The organism is Fructilactobacillus florum DSM 22689 = JCM 16035 (genome assembly GCF_001436645.1).
GTDB classification, from domain to species: domain Bacteria; phylum Bacillota; class Bacilli; order Lactobacillales; family Lactobacillaceae; genus Fructilactobacillus; species Fructilactobacillus florum.
Window position 1 is genome coordinate 25047 of sequence record NZ_AYZI01000010.1, and the last position, 25487, is coordinate 50533.

General features: G+C 40.3%; 26 protein-coding genes. 6 read left to right on the forward strand and 20 right to left on the reverse strand.

What is annotated here, in order from left to right; translation table 11 throughout:
- Positions 1 to 11: 11 nt before the first annotated feature.
- The gene (locus FC87_RS05880) at positions 12 to 446 is read right to left on the reverse strand and encodes a YwiB family protein (protein WP_035421936.1); all 435 of its coding nucleotides are present in this window, start codon (positions 444 to 446) and stop codon (positions 12 to 14) included.
- Positions 447 to 537: 91 nt separating this feature from the next.
- Here FC87_RS05880 and FC87_RS05885 point away from each other — a divergent pair, with 91 nt between their 5' ends.
- Positions 538 to 1923, forward strand: coding sequence for an HD domain-containing protein (locus tag FC87_RS05885; RefSeq protein ID WP_009167334.1), 1386 nt, complete (start codon positions 538 to 540; stop codon positions 1921 to 1923).
- Positions 1910 to 2731, forward strand: a complete 822-nt coding sequence (gene yidA, locus FC87_RS05890) for a sugar-phosphatase (RefSeq protein ID WP_054690922.1) — start codon at positions 1910 to 1912, stop codon at positions 2729 to 2731. Before FC87_RS05885 ends, yidA begins: the two co-directional genes overlap by 14 nt.
- 77 nt (positions 2732 to 2808) lie before the next feature.
- Here yidA and FC87_RS05895 read toward each other — a convergent pair whose 3' ends face one another.
- The 16 genes from FC87_RS05895 to trpS all read right to left on the reverse strand — a co-directional run bounded on the left by FC87_RS05895 (position 2809) and on the right by trpS (position 18398).
- Positions 2809 to 3798 carry a ribose-phosphate diphosphokinase gene (locus FC87_RS05895; protein ID WP_056961881.1) on the reverse strand — a complete coding sequence of 330 codons (990 nt, stop codon included), beginning with the start codon at positions 3796 to 3798 and terminating at the stop codon, positions 2809 to 2811.
- A 68-nt stretch (positions 3799 to 3866) separates the two neighbouring features.
- Positions 3867 to 5246: a bifunctional UDP-N-acetylglucosamine diphosphorylase/glucosamine-1-phosphate N-acetyltransferase GlmU gene (gene glmU / locus FC87_RS05900; protein WP_056961883.1), complete on the reverse strand. Its 1380-nt coding sequence runs from the start codon at positions 5244 to 5246 to the stop codon at positions 3867 to 3869.
- Positions 5247 to 5255: 9 nt separating this feature from the next.
- Positions 5256 to 6086, reverse strand: a complete 831-nt coding sequence (gene purR / locus FC87_RS05905; RefSeq protein WP_009167338.1) for a pur operon repressor — start codon at positions 6084 to 6086, stop codon at positions 5256 to 5258.
- A gap of 153 nt (positions 6087 to 6239) precedes the next feature.
- Positions 6240 to 7034, reverse strand: coding sequence for a metal ABC transporter permease (locus tag FC87_RS05910; protein ID WP_009167339.1), 795 nt, complete (start codon positions 7032 to 7034; stop codon positions 6240 to 6242).
- Positions 7027 to 7725 carry a metal ABC transporter ATP-binding protein gene (locus tag FC87_RS05915; RefSeq protein ID WP_054690920.1) on the reverse strand — a complete coding sequence of 233 codons (699 nt, stop codon included), beginning with the start codon at positions 7723 to 7725 and terminating at the stop codon, positions 7027 to 7029. Before FC87_RS05915 ends, FC87_RS05910 begins: the two co-directional genes overlap by 8 nt.
- A gap of 57 nt (positions 7726 to 7782) precedes the next feature.
- Positions 7783 to 8022, reverse strand: a complete 240-nt coding sequence (locus FC87_RS05920) for a Veg family protein (RefSeq protein ID WP_009167341.1) — start codon at positions 8020 to 8022, stop codon at positions 7783 to 7785.
- A 60-nt stretch (positions 8023 to 8082) separates the two neighbouring features.
- Entirely contained in the window at positions 8083 to 8976 is an 894-nt protein-coding gene (gene rsmA / locus FC87_RS05925; RefSeq protein WP_054690918.1) for a 16S rRNA (adenine(1518)-N(6)/adenine(1519)-N(6))-dimethyltransferase RsmA, read from the reverse strand.
- Positions 8969 to 9535, reverse strand: coding sequence for a ribonuclease M5 (gene rnmV, locus FC87_RS05930; RefSeq protein WP_009167343.1), 567 nt, complete (start codon positions 9533 to 9535; stop codon positions 8969 to 8971). Before rnmV ends, rsmA begins: the two co-directional genes overlap by 8 nt.
- Entirely contained in the window at positions 9522 to 10310 is a 789-nt protein-coding gene (locus FC87_RS05935; RefSeq protein ID WP_056961885.1) for a TatD family hydrolase, read from the reverse strand. The genes rnmV and FC87_RS05935 overlap by 14 nt, the downstream gene beginning before the upstream one ends.
- A 25-nt stretch (positions 10311 to 10335) precedes the next feature.
- Entirely contained in the window at positions 10336 to 12345 is a 2010-nt protein-coding gene (gene metG / locus FC87_RS05940) for a methionine--tRNA ligase (RefSeq protein ID WP_056961887.1), read from the reverse strand.
- A 277-nt stretch (positions 12346 to 12622) separates the two neighbouring features.
- Positions 12623 to 13468, reverse strand: coding sequence for a DUF72 domain-containing protein (locus FC87_RS05945; RefSeq protein ID WP_235804441.1), 846 nt, complete (start codon positions 13466 to 13468; stop codon positions 12623 to 12625).
- On the reverse strand, positions 13455 to 14177 hold the full coding sequence (locus tag FC87_RS05950) for an NAD-dependent protein deacylase (RefSeq protein WP_056961891.1): 723 nt from the start codon (positions 14175 to 14177) through the stop codon (positions 13455 to 13457). Before FC87_RS05950 ends, FC87_RS05945 begins: the two co-directional genes overlap by 14 nt.
- 9 nt (positions 14178 to 14186) lie before the next feature.
- Positions 14187 to 15152 (reverse strand): hypothetical protein, encoded by a 966-nt coding sequence (locus FC87_RS05955; protein WP_056961894.1) that lies wholly within the window; start codon positions 15150 to 15152, stop codon positions 14187 to 14189.
- Between the two features lie 2 nt (positions 15153 to 15154).
- Positions 15155 to 16417 carry a hydroxymethylglutaryl-CoA reductase, degradative gene (locus FC87_RS05960; protein WP_009167349.1) on the reverse strand — a complete coding sequence of 421 codons (1263 nt, stop codon included), beginning with the start codon at positions 16415 to 16417 and terminating at the stop codon, positions 15155 to 15157.
- The gene (locus FC87_RS05965; protein ID WP_054690913.1) at positions 16410 to 17354 is read right to left on the reverse strand and encodes a Ppx/GppA family phosphatase; all 945 of its coding nucleotides are present in this window, start codon (positions 17352 to 17354) and stop codon (positions 16410 to 16412) included. Before FC87_RS05965 ends, FC87_RS05960 begins: the two co-directional genes overlap by 8 nt.
- Positions 17355 to 17363: 9 nt before the next feature.
- Positions 17364 to 18398: a tryptophan--tRNA ligase gene (trpS, locus tag FC87_RS05970; protein ID WP_056961896.1), complete on the reverse strand. Its 1035-nt coding sequence runs from the start codon at positions 18396 to 18398 to the stop codon at positions 17364 to 17366.
- A 67-nt stretch (positions 18399 to 18465) separates the two neighbouring features.
- On the opposite strand from trpS, the gene FC87_RS07170 reads away from it, so the two are divergent.
- Positions 18466 to 18597: a hypothetical protein gene (locus FC87_RS07170; protein ID WP_268872350.1), complete on the forward strand. Its 132-nt coding sequence runs from the start codon at positions 18466 to 18468 to the stop codon at positions 18595 to 18597.
- Positions 18598 to 18741: 144 nt separating this feature from the next.
- Positions 18742 to 21051 carry an RNA polymerase recycling motor HelD gene (helD, locus tag FC87_RS05975; protein WP_056961898.1) on the forward strand — a complete coding sequence of 770 codons (2310 nt, stop codon included), beginning with the start codon at positions 18742 to 18744 and terminating at the stop codon, positions 21049 to 21051.
- A gap of 19 nt (positions 21052 to 21070) precedes the next feature.
- On the opposite strand, the gene mscL is transcribed toward helD, so the two are convergent.
- The 3 genes from mscL to FC87_RS05990 all read right to left on the reverse strand — a co-directional run bounded on the left by mscL (position 21071) and on the right by FC87_RS05990 (position 23309).
- Complete coding sequence (gene mscL, locus FC87_RS05980; protein ID WP_035421943.1) at positions 21071 to 21439, reverse strand: large-conductance mechanosensitive channel protein MscL; 369 nt, start codon at positions 21437 to 21439, stop codon at positions 21071 to 21073.
- 676 nt (positions 21440 to 22115) lie between these two features.
- Positions 22116 to 22805: a hypothetical protein gene (locus tag FC87_RS05985; protein WP_056961900.1), complete on the reverse strand. Its 690-nt coding sequence runs from the start codon at positions 22803 to 22805 to the stop codon at positions 22116 to 22118.
- A gap of 6 nt (positions 22806 to 22811) precedes the next feature.
- On the reverse strand, positions 22812 to 23309 hold the full coding sequence (locus FC87_RS05990) for a Panacea domain-containing protein (protein WP_056961902.1): 498 nt from the start codon (positions 23307 to 23309) through the stop codon (positions 22812 to 22814).
- Between the two features lie 646 nt (positions 23310 to 23955).
- Between FC87_RS05990 and FC87_RS05995 the strand changes: the two genes are divergently transcribed.
- Complete coding sequence (locus tag FC87_RS05995; RefSeq protein WP_035421433.1) at positions 23956 to 24282, forward strand: hypothetical protein; 327 nt, start codon at positions 23956 to 23958, stop codon at positions 24280 to 24282.
- Positions 24283 to 24489: 207 nt separating this feature from the next.
- Positions 24490 to 25170, forward strand: a complete 681-nt coding sequence (locus tag FC87_RS06000; protein WP_035421435.1) for an Abi-alpha family protein — start codon at positions 24490 to 24492, stop codon at positions 25168 to 25170.
- Positions 25171 to 25487 lie beyond the last annotated feature (317 nt).

The window sequence follows — 25487 nt, forward strand, 5'->3', positions numbered from 1 at the left end:
ATCATACTAATTTATGAATTAAATTGCAATTTAATCTGGTAGTCACCGACCGGGTCGCCTCCTTGCCGAAGCTGATAGCAAACCTCGAATGCCCCCACGGCCGCCTCTACATCAAAATCCAAGTGTAGTGCTTGCGTTTTCAATTGTAGTTTCACTAGTCCAAACGGGGTCCGGTACTGGTTTTCGGTTTCTGCTTGATCACGAAACAAAAAATTAAGCCGGTTTTCGCCGTTCCGAAGCAAACGAACTTGCTTTTGATTATCAAAGCGAAAGGAAACCGGAACCGTCTGGTGACCCGTCGTCTCTTGAAAGCGCAGATACCAAGTTCCTTGAATCTGACCTAACTGACCTGTTTCAACAAAATGATGGGTCGTGGTATCTCCTTGCTGCGTCACCGTAGTGGTTAATTTTACTTGAACTGGAATTGTTGCGTTTTTTTCTATCACGACAAACACCTCTTCTATCTGGACTAGTGGTAATGACGAATCTAGCTGGTTCAGCTATAATTGAAACAGACTGAATAAAGGAGCTCAGCAGATGGCTTACAGTGCGGAAAAATTAAATCAGGAAAAAGTGATTCGTGATCCAGTTCATAGTCACATCTACATTCAAGATCAGATTATTATGGATCTCATTAACACTAAAGAATTTCAACGACTACGAAGAATTCACCAACTAGGAACTACGTCCTACACTTTCCCTGGAGCCGAGCACACCCGGTTTACCCACTCACTGGGTGTTTATGAAATTGTACGCCGAATCTGCGATCACTTTCAACGAAACTATCCGAGCCAAACTCCGACTGATGGTCTGTGGGATGACAACGAGCGACTGGTGGCCGAGTGTGCTGGTTTACTCCATGATATCGGACACGGAGCTTATTCGCACACATTTGAACACATTTTTCATACTGATCATGAGTTAATTACCCAAAAAATTATTACTTCACCAGAAACTGAGGTTAATCAAAAGCTCCGCCAACTGGGACCAGATTTCCCAGCTAAAGTTGCTAACGTCATCAATAAAACTTATCCCAATCAGCAAGTTATTCAGATGATTTCTAGTCAATGTGATGCCGACCGGATGGATTATCTCCTACGTGACTCTTACTTTACTGGTGCTCAATATGGAAATTTTGATCTAGATCGAATTTTACAAGTCATGCGTCCCTACCGACACGGAATTTGTTTTAAAATGAGTGGGTTGCATGCCGTTGAATACTACATTGTCAGTCGTTACCAAATGTATCTACAAGTATATTTTCACCGGACATCGCGGTCAATGGAAATAATTTTAGCAAACTTATTAAAGCGGGCTTACGAACTAGTTCAAAATCCCCCTGCTGGATTCAAGTTTGAACCGACCCTCCTGTTACCCTTTTTAACTGAGCAATTCGATCCAAACCAAGATCTGAATCCATATTTGCAACTTGATGACGGCGTGCTAAACACTTATTTTTCAACCTGGCAGGAGCTCCCTGACAAAATTCTAGCCGATCTCGCCAGTCGCTTTCTCAACCGACGTCCGTTTAAATCGGTTCAATTTAAACAAGCAACTAAACCCTTAATTCCAAAACTAGTTAGTTTAATTAATCAAGCCGGGTTTAACCCAAACTATTATGCAGCAACTGACAATAGCTATAACCAACCTTATGATGTGTATCAACCACAAAACCAACAACAAAATGCGCCGATTGAACTCATGCAAAAGGACGGTAGCTTATTAGAACTCTCCCAGACTAGCTTATTAGTTCGAACAATGACCGGGCGTGACTTAGGCGACAGTCGCTTTTTCTTTCCCAAAGAAATGTTACGAACACATTCAGACCTTGAATTGTTTCAACCAGTATATGATAATTTTCAGCAGTACCTTAAAAATGATCAAATCATTCGCCCAAAGGAGTCGAACAATGAACCAAATTAAACTAGTCGCCATTGATGTCGATGGTACCCTACTCAATGAAAATAATGAACTTGCCCCAGAAACCATCGCTGCTGTCAAACGAGCGCGCGCAACTGGTGCCAAGATCGTCATTTGTTCTGGACGCCCTCTTTCTGGCATCCATCCCTACCTAGATCCGTTAGAGATTAGCGGAGATCAAGAATATGCCATTGCTTTTAATGGCGCCGTGGCAGAGACGGTTTCTGGAAAAATTCTGTTCCAAGACAATGTTAACTATGAAGATTATCTCGAAGTTGAGATGATGGCACGCGAGATGGGAGTTCATTTTCAGATCGAAGCTGTTAATGGAATTTATGTTCTCAATCGAGATATCAGTTTATACAGTAGCTATGAAAGTCAGTTAGTTAGTCTCGCTATGAATTACCGCGCTCCAGAAGAAATTACTAGAGACTATCAAATTTGTAAGTTAATGTTTGTTGATGAACCAGCCAAAATTGATGCTGCCAACCATAATTTACCACTATCCATCAAGGAACGGATGAACGTGGTTAAGAGTACACCCGTTTTCCTAGAGTTTATGAACAAACGAGCTGGTAAGGGTAATGCGTTGGAGCAACTGACCAAGTCACTTGGACTAACTCCCGAAAATGTAATTGCCATCGGTGACCAAGAAAATGATCTTAGTATGATTAAATACGCGGGATTAGGGGTCGCCATGGGAAATGGCATTGATGATGTTAAACAAAATGCCCAGTTCATTACCAAAACCAATCGTGAGAACGGTGTTGCCTTTGCCCTTGATAAGTTTGTCACAAACAGGGATCAGTAACTACTTTTTTACACCAACTAAAAACATCCTGATCTGAGTTAAAGCTTTCCTCACATCAGGATGTTTTTTTAGTTATTCTACTTGATTTGATCCGTCTCGTAGTTAAAGCGCGAATTGAACAGCGGACTAACTGGTCGGTTTTGATCAATCCGCATGATCGCATCCCCAATTAACGGAGCAACTGAAATTTGCTTAATTTTAGCAATTTTCTTTTCCGCCGGTAACTGAATCGAATCAGTGACAACCACTTGTTTTAGCGGTGATGAAGCAAGCCGATCAATTGCCGGTCCTGATAGCACTGGGTGGGTACAACAAGCGTATACTTCTGTCGCACCATTTTCGATTAAGGCAGCTGCCCCCTTAGTAATCGTTCCCGCCGTATCAATCATATCATCAATCATGATCGCTCGTTTCTGAGAAACATCGCCAATGATATTCATAATCTTGGCAACGTTTGCTTTAGGACGACGCTTATCAATGATGGCAATTGGTGCTCCCAAAAACTCGGCTAATGCTCGAGCTCTCGTAACCCCACCATGATCAGGAGAAACTACCACGGCATCCTTTGCTAACCCATTTTGAATAAAGTAATCAGCTAGGAGTGGCGCCCCCATCAAATGATCCACTGGTACATCAAAAAATCCTTGGATTTGTGAAGCATGTAAATCTAGTGCTACCACTCGAGTAATTCCATCGGTTTGCAACATGTCAGCAACCAGTTTGGCCGTAATTGGCTCTCTGGAACGCGCTTTTCGGTCTTGGCGAGCATAGCCATAGTAGGGGATCACCACATTAATCGTGGCCGCACTAGCCCGGCGCAGTGCATCCACCATAATCAAAAGCTCCATCAAATTATCATTTACCGGAGCTGAAGTTGATTGAATAATGTAGACATTGTCTCCACGAACACTTTCTTCGATATTAATCTTAATCTCACCGTCACTAAAGTGATCTACAGAAGCTTGCCCCAGTTGAATTCCAATGTGCTTAGCAACCTTGGCGGCTAGCGGCTGGTTAGAATCTAATGAAAAAATCTTTATGTTAGAATTTTGTAACCCAATTCCCATAATATCCCTCGCTGCTAGTAACTAGTTTTTTACTAATTATATGATTAGTTTTTTAATTCAGCAATAGTTTAATCTGTTCCATTAAAAGGTAATTTTTGATAATAGTTCGGTTTATTTTCCTGTCGTTGCCTAGCAATTGCCATTTCATAACGATCAATGTCATCCGTAATCGTGGATCCCGCCGCAATGAAACTGTGATCAGCAATTGTTAATGGCGCAATCAGATTGGCATTGCTCCCAATAAAGCAGTCGTCCCCAACGATGGTTTCATGCTTATGCTTGCCATCGTAATTGGCAAAGATCACTCCACAGCCAATGTTGATCCCGCGCCCTAACTTAGCATTGCCAACATAGCTCAGATGACCCATCTTCGTATCGGCTCCCAATTCAGCTTGTTTAACTTCACAGAAGTTTCCGATGTGCACCCGCGGACCAATTTTAGCTCCTGGTCGCAAATGACTATGCGGACCAATGTCTGAGTGATCACCCATTTCTGCATGATCCAACGTTGATGACGTAACGGTAACCCCATCATGCAAAGTACTAGCGACCAGCTTAGAATGAGCCCCAATCAAACATTCATTTCCAATCTTAGTACCGGCTTGCAACTGGACTCCTGGTTCAATAATGGTATCAGTTCCAATTTCAATTCCTGCATCAATATATGTACTAGCAGGATCAATAATTGTTACTCCATTCTCCATGTGCTGATTATTAATTCGGGCCTGCATTACCTTCGTAGCATCAGCCTGTGCTTTTCTGGTATTTACTCCCATTGATTCAGAAAAATCATCCATTTGATAGGCAGCAACCGCTGCTCCAGATTTTTTCAAAATTTCAATCACATCAGTTAAATAATATTCTCCCTGCGCATTATCATTAGTAACCTGATGCAGGGCGGTAAATAACTGTTGATTATCAAAAACATAAACCCCAGTGTTAATTTCGTTAAGACTCTGTTCGCTTCTAGTTGCATCCTTTTGCTCAACGATTTTATTTAAATTCCCGCTAGAATCGCGAACAATCCGACCATATCCCGTCGGATCGGGCGCTTGCGATGTCAAAACGGTAGCAGCAGCGTGCTGGGCTTCATGAAAGTCAAACAACTTTGCCAGCGTACGGGCACGAAATAATGGTGTATCACCACTCATAACCAAGGTCGTCCCTTGAGCTGTTTGCAATAATGGTTCCGCCCGAAGAACCGCATCCCCCGTTCCCAGTTGCTCAGTTTGAACTACATATTCAGTACGCTGCCCAAGCTCTGCTTCAACTGCGGTGGCCCCATAGCCTACGACGGTCACAATCTGCTGAATATCTAACTGGCTTACTTGCGTCAAAACATGATCCACCATGGTTTTCCCACAGATTTGATGCAAAACCTTGTAGCTTTTCGACTTCATCCGGGTTCCCTTCCCCGCTGCTAAAATAATCGTGTTTCTTTCACCCATCATTTTCTCCTAGTCATTCCTACTAAAAATTTGTTCGTCATAATTACCCTTCATAATCAACATTTCTCCGGCTGCATTAGTTTCCATCTTAACCAGCGAAGTATAATTACCAAAATCTTGATTATTACTATAGGCTCCTTCAGCGAAAAAAGTACTCCCGACTAAATTACAGTTAAATTCGGTGATTAATGAGGTCAAGCCATTAATTGTACCGCCACCATGAATAAAGTCATCGACAATCAAAACATTTCCGTCTTGTTGCAAGCTGCGTTTGGAAATCGTCATGCGCTTGATTTTTTTGCTAGACCCAGAAACATAATTAACACTGACAGTCGAACCTTCGGTAATGTTCGTATCATGACGTGCAATTACTAATGGAGCATTTAAATATGACGAAGCGGCCTGCGCAATCGGAATTCCCCGGGTTGCGACGGTCAAGATGGCATCGACCCGCTGGTTTAAATACTGAGTTGCAATCATTCTACCTAAGTAACGGAGCTTTTCTGGATCCCCTAGAATATCAGACATGTATACATATCCACCAGGAAGAGTTCGTTCACTATTGTTTAAGATCGTCACGATTTCATCCATAAACTGGTCGGCGTCTTCTTTTAAAATATAAGGGATATACTTTGCCCCACCAGCAGCCCCTGGAACCGTTTCTACTAAACCAATCCCCCGCCTTTGAAATGTTCGTTTTAGGATGGTTAAGTCTTCACTGATTGATGATTTTGCCGAGTCATAGCGTTTTGAAAAAAACGTCAGCGGAATCAAGCAGTGCGGTCGGTTCAACAAATAATCTGTCATGTCGACAAGTCGTTCACTACGCTTTACCTTCATCTTTTCACCTCATCATTTTCAATATATTCTGAGTTTAGCATAAATGTTCGGTTTTTGGGTTTTGTTTTAATTAATTTTAGTTAATTTCGTACTTTATTCCAAAAAAAAGGATTCGTTTCAACTTAACGAATCCTAAGCACTACCCGTCATCGTCTAATGTGCTCGATAACGACTATACCCTAATGCCCCAAAATAAATGATTGCCTCGATTGTTGCAATAAAAAAACTAACCGGGAGATTGGTCAGGTAGCCTAAGTAAAGCCCCACCCAAACTCCTAATAATCCAAATCCAATTGCTAAGAAGGCCATCCCACTAACTGAATGCACAAAATACTTGGCACTGGCAGCCGGCAGGGTTAACAAAATAAAAATCAATAACGAGCCAACGACCTGGGCAGCTACTGACACGCTCAAAGCCAACATCACTAAAAATGCAACTGATAACCAGCCTGTCGCTAACTGTTGTCCTTGTGCTCCAAGTGCGTCAAAAGAATCGAATTTTAGGTTCCGATAAATTAATAACATCCCAATCAAGACGATTCCGGCCATAATGATCATCTGATAAACATCGGTAATACTAATCCCAACGACACTTCCAAACAGAATATTAGTAGCATAGCTGGCGGACTTATTTGAAAGTGCTAAAAACAAGACCCCCAGGCCAATAAATAAACCTGAAACAGCACTAATGGAATCTTCACGGCGCGCTGCTTTAGTACTCATTCGTCCGACTAACACCGAACTAATGATGGTAAACAACAGCATTCCGTTTAGCGGGCTAATCCCAACAAACATGCCAAAAGCTGCCCCTGCAAAGCCAATTTCTGACAGCGTATGCGTTAAAAACGGCATGTTACGGGCAACGACAAATACGCCGACAAAGCCACAAACAATCGCAATCATGGTACTGGCAAGATACGCATTTCGCATGAACTCAAAACTAAACATGATGTTCGCCCCCCACGTAATCATTAACCTGTAACTGCTGAATTTCTCCGTATTCATATCCTTGCGGTTGCAATAACAAGTAATGATCCGAGTAAGCCCGAGCTAGTGGCAAATCATGGGTCACAAAAATCACTGTAACCTGCGTAGTTTGGTTTAATTTTCGAACCAATTTAAGGAGGGTTTCCTTGGCTATGGGATCTAAGCTAGCCGTTGATTCATCTAAAATCAGCAGATCTGGTTGCTTTGTCAAAGCTTGCGCTAGATACGCCCGCTGTTTTTCTCCTCCAGAAGCGCGCCCCATCGGCTCATTTTGGAGCTGTTCCAGGTCGGTTTCCTGTAACACTCGCTGTAACTGCTGATGTTCTTGATGACTAAGCCAAGGCCAATGAAACCCGCTAAAGTTTAAGGCAACAAAATTTCTGACCGACAATGGGTATTCGTCATCAAGGTTACGAAATTGCGGAACATATCCAATACGAAGATCTTTTCTACTGGGGAAAAACTGAACTTGTCCGTGGGTTGGTTGGAGCTGACCTAAAATAATTCGAATCAAGGTCGTTTTTCCAACCCCGTTCTCGCCAACAATACTTAAAAACTCACCACGATGCAGTTCAAAATCTAGATTATTAAGAACTTCCTTCTCACTAAAATCTTGGCGTAGTTGGTGACAAGCTAACATAATCTCGCTCATAACTGAGTTCCCCCTTTAACTTGCTTTTTCAAAAAAAAAAGGACCATCGTCCTTGCTTCATGGTCGTTTTTCAAATGTAACTTGAATGTCTTCTGTCAAAATCTTGGTATACGTAAATGAGGCGTGCGCCGGTTGTTCACTAGCACTTAAATCCACAATAAAAACAGCTGGGAACGCTTCAACCAGGACACCGACATACTCATTTGTACGTTTTCGCCCTGCTTGTTCGACAACTTTAATGTTGCTGCCCAAGTGACCCTTGATCCAGCTCTTAATGTCTACCAAACCCATTTCCATTTTTATCACCTCACGCTTCGCAGTATATCACGAAACGCCTGGTTTGTAAATTATATCGGTCTAGACAGATTTTAAATCAGCTGCCTGCACGGCGTTAGCTAGTTGTACAAACTGATTTACCGTCAACGCTTGTGGACGAAGCTTCGGATCAATTTTCAACTCAGTTAGGATTACTTGTAATCGTGCTTTAGTAGCTGCTTGTTTACCAAATAACCCGACCAAATTATTCCAGAGCGTTTTTCTTCGATGCGCAAAACAGCTTCGCACAAACCCCGTCAAACGATCCGGTTGGGTGGCAGTTACCTCAATTCCAGCTCGAGGAGTTAACTTTACAATTGCTGAATCAACCTTTGGCGCGGGTACAAATGATTTATGCGAAACGTGTAACGCCAACTCCGCCTCATATTGGTACTGGATGATTACGCTCAATGCCCCATAATCAGTTGTTTGCGGCTGAGCACAAACCCGCTCAGCGACCTCTAACTGCATCATAAAAACCATTGCCGCAAATGACACCGGACTCTGCATAACACTGGTAAGAATCGGTTTAGTAATGTAATACGGCAAGTTAGCAACGATTTTGATGGGATGATCACCATCGAAATGTTTTGCCAATAGCTCCGGTAGATTCGCTTGTAAAAAATCTTGATGCAAAATGGTGACATTCGAATAAGGCGCCAACGTTTCTGCTAGCACCGGCAAAAGCTCCTCATCCAATTCAAATGCCACCACTTGGTGGGCTCGTTGCGCCAACTGTTCTGTCAGCGCCCCGATGCCAGGACCAATTTCAACCACATCGTCCGTCTTGCTAACCGCCGCAATTTCTGGGATCGCATGCAAAACTGCTAGATCATTTAGAAAATTTTGTCCCAAGCCCTTTTTAGCACTTAAGTGATAGCGATTTAGAATTGCTCGTGTTCTAGTTTGACTACCAATTTCTGGATTATTAGTCATTCTGTTCTTCCTTATCAATTTCTGCCACCGCTGACCAAAAATCAGCCCGTTGAATTCCAAACATCCGTAATCGTCGTTCCAACTGCTTTCCGTTGACATACCCCAACTGCAAAAGTTCGCCCAAACGCAACCGTCGTTGCCGAGCCTGCTGAGTTCCGACCAGCCGAGCCTGAATTAGATCATGCCGACTAATCACCGTTTGATTTTGCTTGCTTTCTGTATAAACGGACGCCAATGCTGATCTAATAGCATCCAAACTCGCATGTTCAACGCCAACCGAACCGTGGCGCTGCGTTGGCAAGGCATCCTGTTTCTGGATAAAAGCCTGCTTCGCTTCTGGAACTTCACGTGCAATGATTCGGCGAATTTTTTCTCCTGAAAAATCAGGATCAGTAAATACAATCACTCCGCGGGTTTGCGCAAGCTGATCAATTAAAGCTAGGGTTTCATCCGAAATCGCCGATCCCCGGGTCTCAATAGTATCAGCATCCACTGCCCGTTGGATTTGCTTGGTATCTGACTTACCCTCCACTACAATAACTTCTTTAATTCGTTTCATGATCGCCTTCCAATCCAAAAACACGGCGGGCATTCGCATAAGTAGCCTGCGCAATCACATCTGGATCAACATCACGAAACCGAGCCACCGCTTCGAGGGTATACAAGGTATTGGCCGGCTCATTTTGTTGCCCACGTAGTGGTTCTGGTGCAAGATAAGGAGCATCCGTTTCGACCAGCAAGCGATTCAACGGCGTCTGCCGGGCTGCTTCGTGAATTTCCTTTGTTTTTTTAAAGCTAACTACGCCACTATAAGAAAGGTACAACCCTAAATCCAAAAATTTTTGCATCCAACCAACATCGCCGTTAAAACTATGCATAATGCCACAAAGATTCTCTACGTGAGCTTCCCGTAAAATACGATAGGTTGTCTCCACCGCATCACGATTGTGAATTGAGATCGGCAAATGATAGGCCTGTGCCAATTCAATTTGTTCCCGAAAAACTCGTTCTTGTAATTTTTTGCCCGTTGCTTGTTGGTGAAAATCCATGCCAATTTCTCCCAACGCCACCACTTGAGGCATTTGTAATTGCTGCTCTAACTTTGCTACCGTAGCTGAGGAGTACAAAGCGGCATCTTCTGGATGAAATCCTACAATGGCAACTAGTGCTGGGTATTGTTGCGCCAGTTCAATTGCTTGCCGATTCATTACCGGATTAGAGCCTACGATCGCCATGTTAACGACTCCAAGTTGGCGAGCATGCTCAATGGCAGCTGGTACTTGATCAGAAAAAGCTGGATCATTTAAATGCGTATGCGAATCAAACAGCTGCATGGGAATCCCTTCTAAAAAAATATCATTATGCTAACTGACTTCCGTTTGGTAAATCACCGTTTAAAGTTACTAGTTCTACTTCACCATTATCTTTTTCAATTGACAATAACATGCCCTGGCTAACTTCTCCACGTAACTTAATTGGTTTTAAATTAGCCACAATTAGGACTTTTTTTCCTACTAGTTTTTCGAAGTCTGGATACCACTTAGCAATTCCAGAAACAATCTGACGCGGAGCTTGATCGCCGGCATCCAAACTAAATTTTAATAATTTATCCGCCTTGGCTACCCGACTAACCTTCTGAATTTCTGCCACCCGCAATTCTAATTTATCGAATTGCTTGATCTCAACTAGTGATTTAGCATCAACGCTCTGTTCAATTCGTTGTTTCATCGCGCTTCGTCCCTTACTTTTTTCAGCGGTAGTCATTTTACCTTTAATCTTATCAATTTCTACCTGCCGCTCTAACCGAGGAAAAATTGGCTTTCCTTTAGTAACAACTGTCGAATTTTCGGGTAAATCAGCTAAGGTTGCCTTTGCCAGTGAAAAATGATCATCGTTTGCTAATCCAAGTTGGGTATAGATTGCAGCGGCGGCCGTTGGCATAGCGGGACTAATTAGGATTGCAATCAGTCGTAAACTAGCAGCCAAATGTGCCATCACCGCTGCCAGTTTTTCTTGATCTGCTGCAGTCTTTGCCAACTTCCAAGGCTCCGTCTGATCAATGTATTTATTGGTCTGTCCCACCAATTTCCACACTTCACCAAGTGCTTCTGATAAATGAGCTTGGTCCATCAAAGTCCGATATTGCTTGGTAACTGCGACGGCGGTTACCTGTAATTCCTGCTCAGGAGCGGAATCCAAATCGTGATAGCTTGGGACAATTCCATTTTCATATTTATTAATCATTGCGACCGTTCGATTCAACAAATTCCCTAAATCATTCGCCAAATCATAGTTCAACCGATCAACAAAATCTTCGGGGGTAAAGAGTCCATCACTCCCAAAAGGAACAACCTTCAATAAAAAGTAGCGGGTCGCATCTAATCCGTAATTTTCAATTAAATCCTCTGGATAAACAGCATTCCCCTTAGATTTAGACATTTTACCGTCTTTCATGGTAATCCAACCGTGCGCATAGATTTCATGGGGTAAGGGAAGTCCCAAGGCATGCAAAATAATGGGCCAGTAAATACAGTGGAAACGAACAATTTCCTTCCCAATCAATTGTAAATTAGCCGGCCAATATTTCTTCATTAAATGGTCATCATCGCTGTCATAACCTAATGCTGTAATGTAATTACTAAGAGCATCAATCCAGACATAAATCACGTGTTTAGGATCAGATGTGACAGGAATCCCCCAAGCAAAAGTGGTTCGTGAAACTGCTAAATCCTCTAATCCCGGTTTCAAAAAATTATTAATCATTTCTTTCATCCGCGATTCGGGTTGAATGAAATCCGGGTGTGCTTGGTAGTAATCGAGCAACCATTTCGCATACTTACTCATTTTGAAGAAATAAGAAGACTCATTAACTAACTGTACTTCGTTTCCTGTTGGTGCAAGCCCGCCAACGACTTGCCCTTTCTCATCACGGTAAACCTCACTTAATTGTGATTCGGTGAAGTATTCTTCGTCAGAAACCGAATACCAGCCCGTATATTGACCTAGATAAATATCTCCCTGGTCAAGTAGCTGTTGAAAAATCTTTTGAACGGCCTTGGTATGCCGTGGTTCAGTCGTTCGAATGAAATCATCATTCGTAATATCAAGCGCTTGCCAGAGATCTTTAATCTGTGTCGCCATTTGATCAACATATTGCTGCGGTTGAATGCCAAGTTTGTCAGCTTTTTGCTCAATTTTTAAGCCGTGTTCATCCGTTCCCGTTAAGTAATAAACATCATAACCAGCTTGGCGCCGGTATCGAGCAATGGCGTCAGCAGCCACCGTCGTATAAGAATTTCCAATGTGAAGCCGTCCTGAAGGGTAATAAATTGGCGTTGTGATGTAGTAGGTTGGTTTTCCCTGTGCCATGCCGCTGCTCCTTTTTAATTTGTTTTGAGTAGTTTGATAAAATCAGTTTTTGCATCCACTTTTCATGGATATGTTACTTATTTTACCAAATTTACAGCTAATAATTTGATTATTCATGAGCTATCTTCGTCGAATGATTAGCACTTCGATTTCAAAACCAGTTAGGTCCTGAAAACTTTACTAGTCAATCAGTAGATTTTTTTATTGATGAATCTAAATTTTGTAACCACTCCACGGTATCTTCAATTCCTAACCTTAGACCCCACGAACGACGCACCTAAAATAAGTTTAGTTGCTCTAACGAACCACCATTTGGCTCTTGATGAAGCTTTCGTTTTAATTCCAATGCATTCGGCGCCGCATCCTTGCCAGCATTATTATTAAAAATCACTACCGCTTGACGTGCCTGCTGTTCCAAGCGTTGCACTAGCGTGGTTAATTGAGCAAGTTCGGCCGGCTGATACCGATATCGATACCGTTCCCTGGTCCCCGCAGCCCACGCCACTTCGTTACGCCCGTGAAGCCTGACGAAGGCTAATTTCGGATTAGTGACAATCGGCACCAACGGCACCCCATTATTGTGAGCATGGGGTTCATCCACCACCACGTTGCTGTAGTTCAACCCTGCCAAAAATGAAAGCGTATCGTGAGTTAGTTCCGAGTTTGCAAACCAGGAAGCGTGTCGAAATTCCACGGCAATTGGCCACTGTGGCAATCGTTTTCTGATGGCTTGCAAATATTGAACATTCGTTACGTTGCAGGTAAATGAAGGCGGAAATTGAAACAATAAGCTTTGTAGCTGATTAGCTGCTACTAGTGGAGAAACTGCTTGTTCCAATTCCGTAAACAATTTCGCTAGTGCCGCCCCTTCCAGTTGCGGAGCATGCGGCAGGGGCGTTTTTGTCATAGCGTAGTTCGCCTTTACAATAAATTGAAAATCTGCTGACACCTGTGTTTGCCACTTGGTGACCCATGATTGCGGCGGGATGCGGTAAAAAGAACTATCGATTTCTACCAAGGAAAAATCACGTGCGTATTCAGAAAGCGTAATTTTTTGCTTCTTCCCACTGCTTAAAAATGGATGGTCAGTCCAGGTGGTCAATCCCACTTTAATCATGGTCATCAACCGCTAATTCAGCAAAGAACTGCTCGGCTGCCATGGTGATCATGGTAACTGGAAAATCAAACTGGAGGGTCTCCTGATTGATTGCGACAACCGGGGCAGTTGGATTACGGTAGTCTAATAACCCGGAGAAAGGATAAACCCGCATCGAAGTCCCCACAATCACAACTAGATCGGCTTGGCGAACGGCGGTCAAACTGGTTTGTAGGGTGGTCGGTGCAATGCCTTCACCATATAAAACAATATCTGGACGTAAAATCCCACCGCATTGCTGGTGATACATCGAATGCGCATAAGCAGCATAGCTCACTGTTTGTTGACATTTTTGACAATAAATGTGGTACAAATTACCGTGAAACTCCGCTAAATTGGTCGCTGCAGCTTGTTGGTACAAACCATCTACGTTTTGGGTCACAATTGCTGCTCGTCCCGTTCGCGTCAGGGCCGCTTGTTTTTCATGAATCACATTTGGTCGTGCCTTTGGAAAATACATGTTCTTCATGACAAAATCATAAAAAACGGCGGGCTCTGTTTGCAAGCAGGTCTGACTCAAATAGTATTCGGCGGGGTGCTGTGCTGCTCCTCGATCATACAAACCACCCTTCGAGCGATAATCTGGGATCCCCGAAGGTGTCGAAATTCCCGCACCAGTTAAAAAAACCAGGTGGTTGGCTTGTTCAAATTTACTTTGTAATTCACTAGGTATCATATTTTTCTCCTATGATCGGAGCAGGTACGGAAGTTTGAGTTCGTTAAACAACTCGCTAACCGTCTTTTCATAGTTTTCTTGAATAAACTGCCGTCCAGCAGACGGTGTGCTTGGTCCTGCCAACACCAGTGAATTTTGATCATCTGCCAGGGCAAACCCAACAACCGCCCGAGTGCCGCTCTCCTTGTCTTTCAATTCGGAATGATATAGCTTAAAAACTTGTTTAACTTGCAGTTGTAGCTGCCGTTTTGAAAAAACGGAAGTAATCATTGCAAAATCAGTTAAGTGAAGCTCCGCCAGCTTCCAGGTACGCATTTGGTCGTCAAAAGCTTTAAATAATTTAACTGCATTGCGACGGACTTGAAATGGTTCATCAGTTGGTTTCGCTGTGATTTTTTGATAAAGGTGCTGAGCTGCCGCCGTTGCCATCGGAAAATTTTGTTCAAAAACCGACCGATAGTCTCCTAACGTTGGCCCCAACAAGACTAATGCATCAATAATTACCACCAATCGTTTTATCATTTCGTTATCCAGCTTGCCAATTTCTGGGGTGATTAATTGACGAACTCCACGGACATAGGCAGCTTCAATCTCAGGAGTGATCAACCCGTGCCGCCGTTGTTCTGGATAAACTACCAAGTGTAAAATTATATCAAACAATTCCGTCCCAAAATACTGTAGTTGATTGTCTAACTGATGGTCATCCGTGGTTAGCGGAAAATAGATTTTGGGAAACCCACGTAAGGTCATTAAAAGATGTAATATTTCATGGGTAACCACAAAATCAGGTGCGGTTAGATCACTAACTTGCACCAAGAGTTGTTGTCCATTTTGAATTACCTGAGCTTGGTCGTGTCGCACCGTCCCAGACTTGAATGTCCCAATAAATTGAACCTGTACATCGCCTTGAAAATAATGAGCCACCTGGTTTAAGAGATTTTGGCTGGTCGAGTTCAATTGTAATTCATCTGCCAAATTTACTGTGCTCCTTTCTGACGTACTTGATTAAGAAGCGCCTGAGCCGTTGCAAGGTTTTGTTCCGCCGCAGGATACCGTTGTAATTGTTGAAGCACCGGTTGGATTTCTTCAGGAGTTGCTCCCGCAGTCAAAACCAGTGACTTCAATTGCAGTTGCATATGCCCCTTTTGGATTCCATCTGTGACTAAGGCCTTTAAGGCAGCTAAGTTCTGCGCTAAGCCGATTCCAGCTAATAAATTCATCATTTCTAGGGCGGAATCAAGCTGTAAAATATGATAATTAACTTTACTAATTGGTAATACGTGGGTTGCTCCACCAACGATTCCGGTTGGAATTGGTAACTTGATCATCCCAGAAAGTCCAGTTGGGGTTACCTCCCATTTGCTAAGTCCTTGGTAACTACCTTTGCGGGCTGCATAGGAATGCGCACTACTTTCGACGGCTCGCCAATCATTACCGGTCGCGACCACCACCGCATCAATCCCGTTCATAATTCCTTTATTGTGAGTAGCAGCTCGTTTAGGATAGATTTTAGCAATGTGTGCAGCCTCTTCAATCCGAGCAGCTACCTCTTCTCCAGAAAGAGCGCCCCGTTGGAGGGCGGAAAAAGGTACCATGCCAGTTGCCATCACAATGTTGTGGTCCCCAAAGTTAGATAAAATACTCATGATGACCCGGTGATCCAATTCCGTTTCTACCAAAGCAGCAATTGCTTCTAACATCGAATTAACCAAGTTAGCTCCCATGGCATTGCCGACGTCAACAAATAACTCGAACGAAGCATGCGTTTCGTCGATGGGGTTGAACTTCAAATCCCGAACGCCCCCATATTTTTTGATCGAAGGATGTGCGTCCACTGCCGTCTGTAACAATAATTGACGGTGTTCGTCGAACCAATTTTGTAACACCAATAAATTATCGGCCTTAATCAATACTTCTCCGGTCAAGACGTGACTTTCGGCAGTTGCGGTAATTCCACCACCGCGCCGTAACATTCCAGCCCCATTACTAGCAGCTGCGATCACGGACGGCTCTTCCGTCACCATCGGAACCAAATAGTGTTTTTGATTAACAACCACATTTGGAACGATTCCTTCTGGTAGCCCATAACTAGTCAAATAATTTTCGATCAGGTGTGCTTCCGTCGGTTGATAATTTGCTTGCAACACCTGCTGTTCGTTCGCACTCAGGTCTGTTGCTGCCACGAGCATTCGGAACCGTTCTTCGTACGATTTACGATGAAATCCGTGTAATTCAGTCATGGCTCACTCCCCTTTGTAACCGCTGGCGGAGGTGTTCATTAATCACACCCTCTCGCACACCTCCATCTGAGAAAATCACTCGTTTTGAATCAATAAAATCCATGATAGCCGTCAGATTAACTAATCCGCCAACAATCACATCTGCGCGATCGTTTTCCAAACCCGGAATCTTTTTACGCTCCTTATAGTTAGCACTGAGCAGCATTAACATGGTTTTACCAACCTGTTTTCTCGTCAACTGATAATCCTGAATGAGATCTATCGGAGTCAAAGCTTGTTGGCGTCGATTAATACGAGCGAGCGTCCGAGCAGCACCACCAATTAACACAACGGGGTAATGAACTGGACGTCCCAACCAGCCAATTTTACTAAAAATTTCGATAATGTGTTGCTGTGCAGCCAGCCAATCAGCCCCAGAAACCTGATCTTTTAAATGAAATTGTTCGGTGATTTTAACTGCTCCAGTAGGAATACTGGTATAGTTAATGGCTTCCCGCTTGCGCACATGCACAATTTCGACACTAGCACCGCCAATGTCCATCAGAACAAAGTCATGTACTTTAACTCGGTCAGCTACCCCTTCATAGTCAAAATAAGCTTCTTCTGCCCCCGTCAGCACTCGAATCTTTATCCCGGTTTGGTCGCGAACTAATTTGAGAAAATCATCCTGATTTTGCGCCTGACGAACCGCTGCCGTTGCAATCGCCGTAACCGTTAAATTTGGCAGCTTACTATAAAAGGCTTGAAATTGATGTAGTGCCTTAATGGTACGCTGGATGGCACCCGATTGGAGCCGGTTTTTCCGTCCCATTCCCTGCGATAGACGAGCCGGGCTCTTCATCCGTTTCACTTCCTGATAATTGCCCTCTTGATCAATTTCGTAAATCGCCATTCGCACCGAATTAGAGCCAATGTCGATAATGACAAAGTTCTCCATCACATCCTCCTAGCGCCGACCTGCGGATTGAAAATAATTAATTCCCATCGCATCCCGAACTTGCTGGAGCGTGGCTTCGGCTGTCTCATTGGAGGCGGCACTCCCGGTCTCTAGAATCTTGCTAACCTGTTCCAAGTCAGCAGCAAAGACCGCCCTACGTTCTCGAATGGGAGCCAGTTTTGCTTGTAAAACCTCGTTAAGATACCGTTTGATTTTCACATCACCTAATCCACCATGCTGATACTGGGCTTTTAATTCCGCAACATACGAAGAATCATCAGCAAAAATATCCAGGTAAGTAAAAACCGTGTTACCAGCCACTTGTCCTGGATCCTGTACGTGGATATGGTTTGGATCCGTGTACATCGACATAACCTTTTTTTGAATCGTATCCTCATCATCGGCTAAATAAATGGCATTATTTAAGGATTTACTCATCTTGGCATTGCCATCGAGTCCAGGAATACGTCCCTGCCCCTGTGGAGGGAAATATCCGGTAGGCTCCACCAACACCTTACTATCATAGATATGATTAAAACTACGAACGAGCTCGCGGGTTTGTTCTATCATCGGCTCTTGATCATCACCAACTGGAATCACTGCGGCTTTGAAAGCAGTGATATCGGCAGCCTGACTCACAGGATAAGTCAAAAATCCGGCAGGTACACTTTCATTAAAGCGCTTTTGCTGAATTTCATGCTTTACCGTGGGATTTCTTTCCAACCGAGCTACCGTTACTAAATTCATATAAATCATTGTTAGCTCATTTAAAGCAGGAATTTGCGACTGCACAAAGATGGTTGACTTTGCTGGATCAATCCCAACTGCCAAATAATCCAAGGCCACTTGAAATAAGCTATTGCGGATTTTTTCCGGATCCCGCGCATTGTCCGTTAGAGCCTGCATGTCAGCAATCATAACGTACGGTTGATATTTACCTTCATTTTGTAACCTCACTCGATTGGCAAGTGAACCAACATAGTGCCCAATATGCATTCTACCTGTGGGGCGATCGCCTGATAACATCACTGGTTTCTTTTCCATTTTAAAAATTTCTCCTTTGCTAACAAAACAGGCGCCCATGATTAAATAATCAATAGGACGCCTGCACGTGGTACCACCTAAATTGCACTTTAATGCCACTCTAACGGTAAGGTCGTTAGCCATTCCAATTCACTTCGTCGCATCGATTTCACCAAATTCGATTTCTCTGTTTGTTGACGTCGCTACTATTATGTTTTAATTTTAGTTGGTTTCAATTCATTTGTCAAAACTAGCCTCCCTTGTTTGCGCCGTTCAAGTTGTTTTTCGGTATAATAAATACAAGGATTTTCTTAGCTTTCTACCATTTTTTATTCCACTGTTTAGAAAGGGTGTTTCCATCCCTATGCTTAGTAACGCCAAAAAAGAAGAACAGCAAGAACAACACCGCATTACTACCATTTCAAAATTATTAAAAGCTAAAATTAAAACCGTCAAATTACAGGTCAAAGCGGCAGCCACGGAGTTGCAACGAGTTCAAAAAAACTATGGGATCAATACCTCTGTCAACTATCTAGAAGCAGATGATAGAATTGAGACCAAGGCTGATTTACAGCAACAACGCAGTTTAGTTAACAAGGTCGTTGAAGATGAAAAAATTGTAAAAAATCAACTTCAAACCTATCAGCTTCTAGAAAAATCACCCTACTTTGGACGTATTGATATCAAAAATAGTCCCACTAGCCCCCCCGAATCCCTTTATATCGGAACGGCTTCGTTGATTGATGATCAAGGTCAATTTTTGATTCATGACTGGCGCGCTCCCATCGCTAGCGTTTACTACAACGGAACCTTAGGCACCGTTACTTATCAAACGCCTGCCGGAGACCAAACCGTCGAATTAATTAAAAAACGCCAATTTAAGATACGAAATGGGCGTTTGCTCAATATGTTTGATACCAACGAAACCGTTGGTGATGAACTATTACAAACCGAATTAGGTGCTCAGAGCTCCGAGAATTTACGCAACATCGTAGCTACGATTCAAAGGGAACAAAACGCAATTATCCGCGATACTAAAAGCGATCTTCTCGTTGTCCAGGGCGTCGCCGGATCCGGTAAAACATCAGCCTTATTACAAAGAATCGCTTTTTTACTGTATCATAGTCGCACGACCCTTGCGGCCAACCAAATCCTATTATTTTCCCCTAACCGGCTCTTTTCAAACTACATCAGCGAAGTACTACCCAGTCTTGGTGAAAAAAACATGCGTCAGGTAACCATTGCAGAATTCTTTCAGCGAAGATTAAATGGCTTTAAAGTTCAAACCATCTTCAATCGTTTTGAAACCGCCGAACATCCAACTGCAATTACTACTTTCAAGGGAAGTCGCGAATTCATTACAGCGATTGAAACTTATCTGCAGCGCTGTTCGTCTAAAAGCCTGGTGTTTTTAGACATTTATTTTCATGGGGAAGTTTACTTTACTCGTAGCACTATTACGAAAATCTATGCTGCGCTTCCAATCAACCTTCCTTTTCGTGAAAAAATCGTAGCCACGAAGAATCATCTTATCAAAAAGCTGCAACGGCGCAGTCGCCAAGATGCACATAGTAGTTGGGCTGAAGAAATCTTAAATACGCTTTCTGATGAAGATTATCATGAACTTTTAGCCGAAACGGAGCATGAGGAATTTGACTCATTTGCAGCCGAACAAGAATACCTTCTTTTAAGAATTGCTAGAAGAGAACTTCGAATCGTCTACGATGCGATTTACAACAACCGTTTTTGGGACGCAGCTTCGCAATATATCGATTTTCTTCATCACGTCACCATTCCAAATAATGTGACCCGGCTTGATTGGGATAAAACCATTCATGACTTTCAGGAACGACTTGAATTTCATCAAATCCATCTTGAAGACGCTGCTCCCTTGCTATACTTGCGGGATCGTTTTTTAGGGAGCCATCGCAATCAAAGCATTAAATACTTATTTATTGATGAAGTACAGGACTACGCAATAGCTGAACTAATGTATCTCAAAATGATTTTTCAACATGCGAAGTTTAACTTGATTGGAGACAGCGAGCAGGCTTTGTTTAAAGACGTTGAACCAGCAAAGCAATTATTACAAGAATTAAAGCAAGCATTGCCGGTTAAACATGAGCGGCTCATTGAGTTGCGAAGAGCGTACCGTTCTACTTCCCCCATTACTAAATTTGCTAGTTCGCTTTTGCCGGATGGAGACCAGATTAAACCATTCAACCGCTCAGGAACGTTACCAGAAATATACATTGAACCCAGTTATAATGATCTAGAAAAGCGGCTAATAAAAGTTGTAAGCGCTGATTTAAATCAATCCGATTCGGTAGCTGTTATTACCAAGAATCAAGAACAAGCTGCCACCGTTTGGCAAACATTACGTAGCCACTTTGATGCCCACTTGATTTCTGATGACCAACGCTCATTGGCTCACGATGTCATCGTGCTTCCGATTTATCTTGCTAAGGGCTTGGAATTTGATGCTGTTATTGGTTGGGATCTTTCCAAGAAAAATTATCCAGACCACCACTCATTAGGGATAGTGTACACCATGGCAACCCGAGCCATGCATACACTCACTTTGCTGACCCGTGCTCCGATTACCCCGGTCATTAATTTACAAACTAGCACTGGTTCATTTGTCAAAATTTTTAACAAACACAAAAAGAACTGATTAAGCAGTTCTTTTTGTGTTAATGTCTTTGTCGCAATAATTCAACAATTTCTTGTAAGTATTTATCCGTGGTACTAGGAGCAGGCGTTTTCTTTGCCGGCTCAAGTCGCAATTTAGTTAACAACTTAACTAATAGAAAGACCACAAAAGCAATAATAAAGAAATTTAGTAAAGAATTGAGAAAAGCTCCATATCTAAACGTCGTATCGCCTACATGGAAAACTAATGTTGATAGATCAACTTTCCCTAAGAAAATTCCGATGAACGGGTTTAACAAGTTTTTCACCAATGAAGTTACAATATTGGTAAACGCCGCTCCAACAATGACCCCAACTGCCATATCAATTACATTGCCTCTTGAAATGAATGCTTTAAATTCTTTAAACATTGATTAGCCTCGTCTCCTGTTAATGTGTTTTTTAGCTACTACAATAACTCCATTATAACGAACTACACCCCTTCGAAAACATAGATTTACCAATAGCTCCAAATTATTATTTTTCAATTTATATGTACTTGTCCACTTGCTTTTTTACCTAAATCACATTCAATCGACGTGATTACTTAACGAAACGTGGTATTCAATTGCAGTTTGAGCCGCTTCTGGGGATTCTTAATATTGATATAACAGCATTCGTAGGGCAATGGTACACAATTATTTATTTAAAAACTCCTTTCGACTATTAAGTAAATTTTGAAATTCTTCTAAATCATCTAAAGTTGCGCTATTTTTTAAAAAGTTCCTTGCTGTCGAACGTTTGTTAATGTATCGTTTACGTTCCTTGTTTAGCTTGTGAATCTGAGTAAACCATTGATTCTCCTATTTAATTTTATTGGTTATTAAAACAATTATTAATGTAAAAATTGAAGAAACTAAACGAATTAAATCATTACCATATAACCATCCAATAATAATTATAAGTATTTCTAGTGCATATAAAACCAACGATTTTTCACAATTTTTTATTTTTTCCATAAAAAAAAGAACCCATCTAAATAAACAGATGAGCTCATTCACACAACATCGTCCATAAAATACTTATAACTCTCAAATTTATTTATATTTATTGCGTACATATCAAGAATATTCCCATCCCTATAAAAATAATAGGTATGAAGATTGCTAAAATTGTAAACCACTTACTGAATGTATAAATATTATCAGCTTTTATAAGTTTATTTATTCCAACAAATAGAGTTACTGCTACACCATAAATAAGCAAAAAAGATATTCCAGAACATACCAATAAAAATCCAATATGTGGAGTTTTATCATTTAACCCGCTAAACATACCACTTATTGATGTAATTCCACCAAATGCTGCAAAAGATATAGCTGTAAAAACACCTAAAACAGTAATTAAATCAGTATAAATACTATCTTTTATCTTAGATATTTTCTTTGAATTCTTTTTTATCTTTTCAAGCTCTTTTTCTGCTTTGCTGGTTTTTTTAACAATAAATTCATTTTGAATTTTTGACAATTCTAGATGCCTAATAGTTGAATAAATTAAATTATCTGTATTTCTATTACGTACCAAATCTAAAGATTCCTTAGCAGAACTAATTAGTCTAGATAAATCGTTCTCTTCACAATAAAATACTTTTTTAGATATCATTTCATAAGGAACATGGATATTTCTTTCATTCATAGTTTCTAAGATATTACTAAATTCTTTAACTTGTTTTTCATTGAGTGGTTCACCATAAAATAATAAATCACAAAACCTTTTTTTAATATCATTGTTATTCATGGATAATTATTTCTCCCAAAATCTATTTTTAGGATTCTCAAAGTACTTAAGTGTTAAATCATTATCGTAATTATAATTAAGCTTATCTTTCCATTGTGGCTCTTCATGTGTTTTTTCCACTAAAAAAAATGGATTTTCATCAATAAATGAATCTATATTGTCATTAATGAATCTTTTATCTTCTTCGTTGAGTTCAAAAAAATCATTATCATAAGGTTCATCCTTGTATTCTCCATTTATCAGTTCTCGATTTTTTATATGTCGTTTAGGTTTCTTAATCTCCTGAGATCCATTAGATGAATATTCGCTATAGACTTCATGAATTACCGGACCATAATCCCATTTTTCAAAATTATCATCATCAATTAAAGGATTTTTATATTCTAATAAATGAATTACATTCAAAAAATACATAATTTTTTGCAACTTCAAATTCGATACAGGCTTTTGTTTTGACATAGCAGTAGTTATAACATAATCAGAAACACCTAAAGATTTAGCCATAATAATCATCTCCTAAACAGAGTATATCAATTGTAATACGTTTTTAATAGAGTCAAATTTCAATGAATGTATACAAATTATTCAATAAATACGTTCCATTTTTTTAAAAATCGTAAACTTTTTACCCTGTCTTAATCAAACACGGTTTCATATCACTATTTATAGATCGGTTAAGTTGAAAAATTGATTCATTAATTGACTTAATTAATTTAACTTGACTTATATCACTATCTGTAAGCTTGGTTTTAATTCGGCGAGTTAATTTATGAACCTGCTTTTGAGTTATTTATTATACCAATTTAGATTCTTCTCTTGTGATTTACTGATTAATTATCAACCGTTTATAGTAATTAATTTAAAATGAGTGGGATGAATTTAATGAAGATCGTTGACCGAATAAAGCAAACAGCTAATTCTCAATGCATATAAAATTTACAAACCTTTGCCTAAAAAGCAGAAATTGGCATAAATAACATTTAATCATGGAATAGAAAAACTCCTAGTATTTAGAAGCTTGTCGAAAGTTTCTAAATACTAGGGATATCTACAGATTATTTATGGTATGGTAATAAAAAGTCCAAAAATGTAATTTCGTATGATTCATCAGCCATGATAGAAGTACTCATCGTTTGTGAAATAGCATGCTGTGAACGACAGCAATGGCTATGCAACATTTAAACTCCCCCCCAAAAACGAATATGGAAAATTCTATCATATAATATTAATATATACGATTGTTATAATTTTATTTTTAATTGTAATGTTTCTAGCTAGTCCTAAAAAATCTAATCGAAAAAAAGACATTGGTTACTCTGTAAAAGTAACTAATATTACATGTTCAAAAGATGGTTGGAAATTTTCTGGAAGAACAAAAGCTACTGATGGTAACTTGATTGCTAATATTTCAAGCAATGATGATCCAACTAATCTGATATTAGATTTCCAAGATTCTACAAAGTCTATAAAAATTTAATTACAATAATTTTTCTAATATATCTATTTCTTATGAAATTGAATTATTTGATCAATACGGAAATTCGTGCATGTTACATGTTGCTAATTTTGATTTAAGAAAACAAGTCCTAGACAATTTAAATATATTAATAAAAATGACCTTAAATCAATTCCATTTGGAAACTACACAGTATTTAAATTAAAAAATTAAATAAGAGGGAGTTTAATGAATAATAATAATAATAATATATTACCAACAGATTCAATAAATAAACTATTTGGTCCTTCTTGTGAAGCAGTTGGGCAAGCGGTCGGTGCCATCTTCAATTTTACTTTTAGCAGATTAATCAAATATAATATTATCAAAAAATCTGAATTAGATGATTTGGCTAATGGTGTTGCTGAAAATGCACATAAAATACCTGAAAATAATTTAGATGATTCAAAGATTGAACAAATTTTAAATATAATTGAAAAATCTAAATATTCAATTTCTAATGCTGAATTGCGAGAATTATATAAAAATATTATTGTTAATTCTTTAGACAATAGAAAAAACAGAAAGATTACTAATTATTTTGCAACAATAATTAGTAATCTTTCTCCAGAATCCGTAATTTTTTTGAATGGAATGGTAAAAATAGGCGCAGGTTCTTTGCCAATAATAAAAGCAAACGCGCTTAAAGAACCATCTGATATTAAAAATCAGTTTAATCCGGCTTATAAACAAGTAACTTTTGGTGATACAGGAATTTTTAATAAAGCAGAAAAAGATGGAAAAGTATTTTTCAAGTTGAAAAAACGTTTAGAAATTTCAGAACATTTGAAAATATTAGAGTCCCTTGGAATTGTTGAAATACTTTATGATAGACAAATAAAACATCCAAGTTGGGGGCAATGCATATGAAGATTTGTCTAATCAATTAAAGGAGACAGAGACTCTTAAAAAATACAAAAAAAATAATTTAGAAATTAAATATGGAGTAATTTCCTTAACCGCTTTGGGCATATCATTTATGGAAGTTGTTTCTTACTGATTTTTTAAGTTATACTTTTTATCAAAACTGTTTTCTGTTTCTGATATAAATTTAGTCATAAATTCTGAATTAATTTTAACTGGAAAAATAGTAATTAACCTATTAACAACTATTGTAATTAGCATGGCAGACATTATCAAAAAGTATAGTAAATATCAGGAGCCTAAAACTGAATCATCAAAACGAA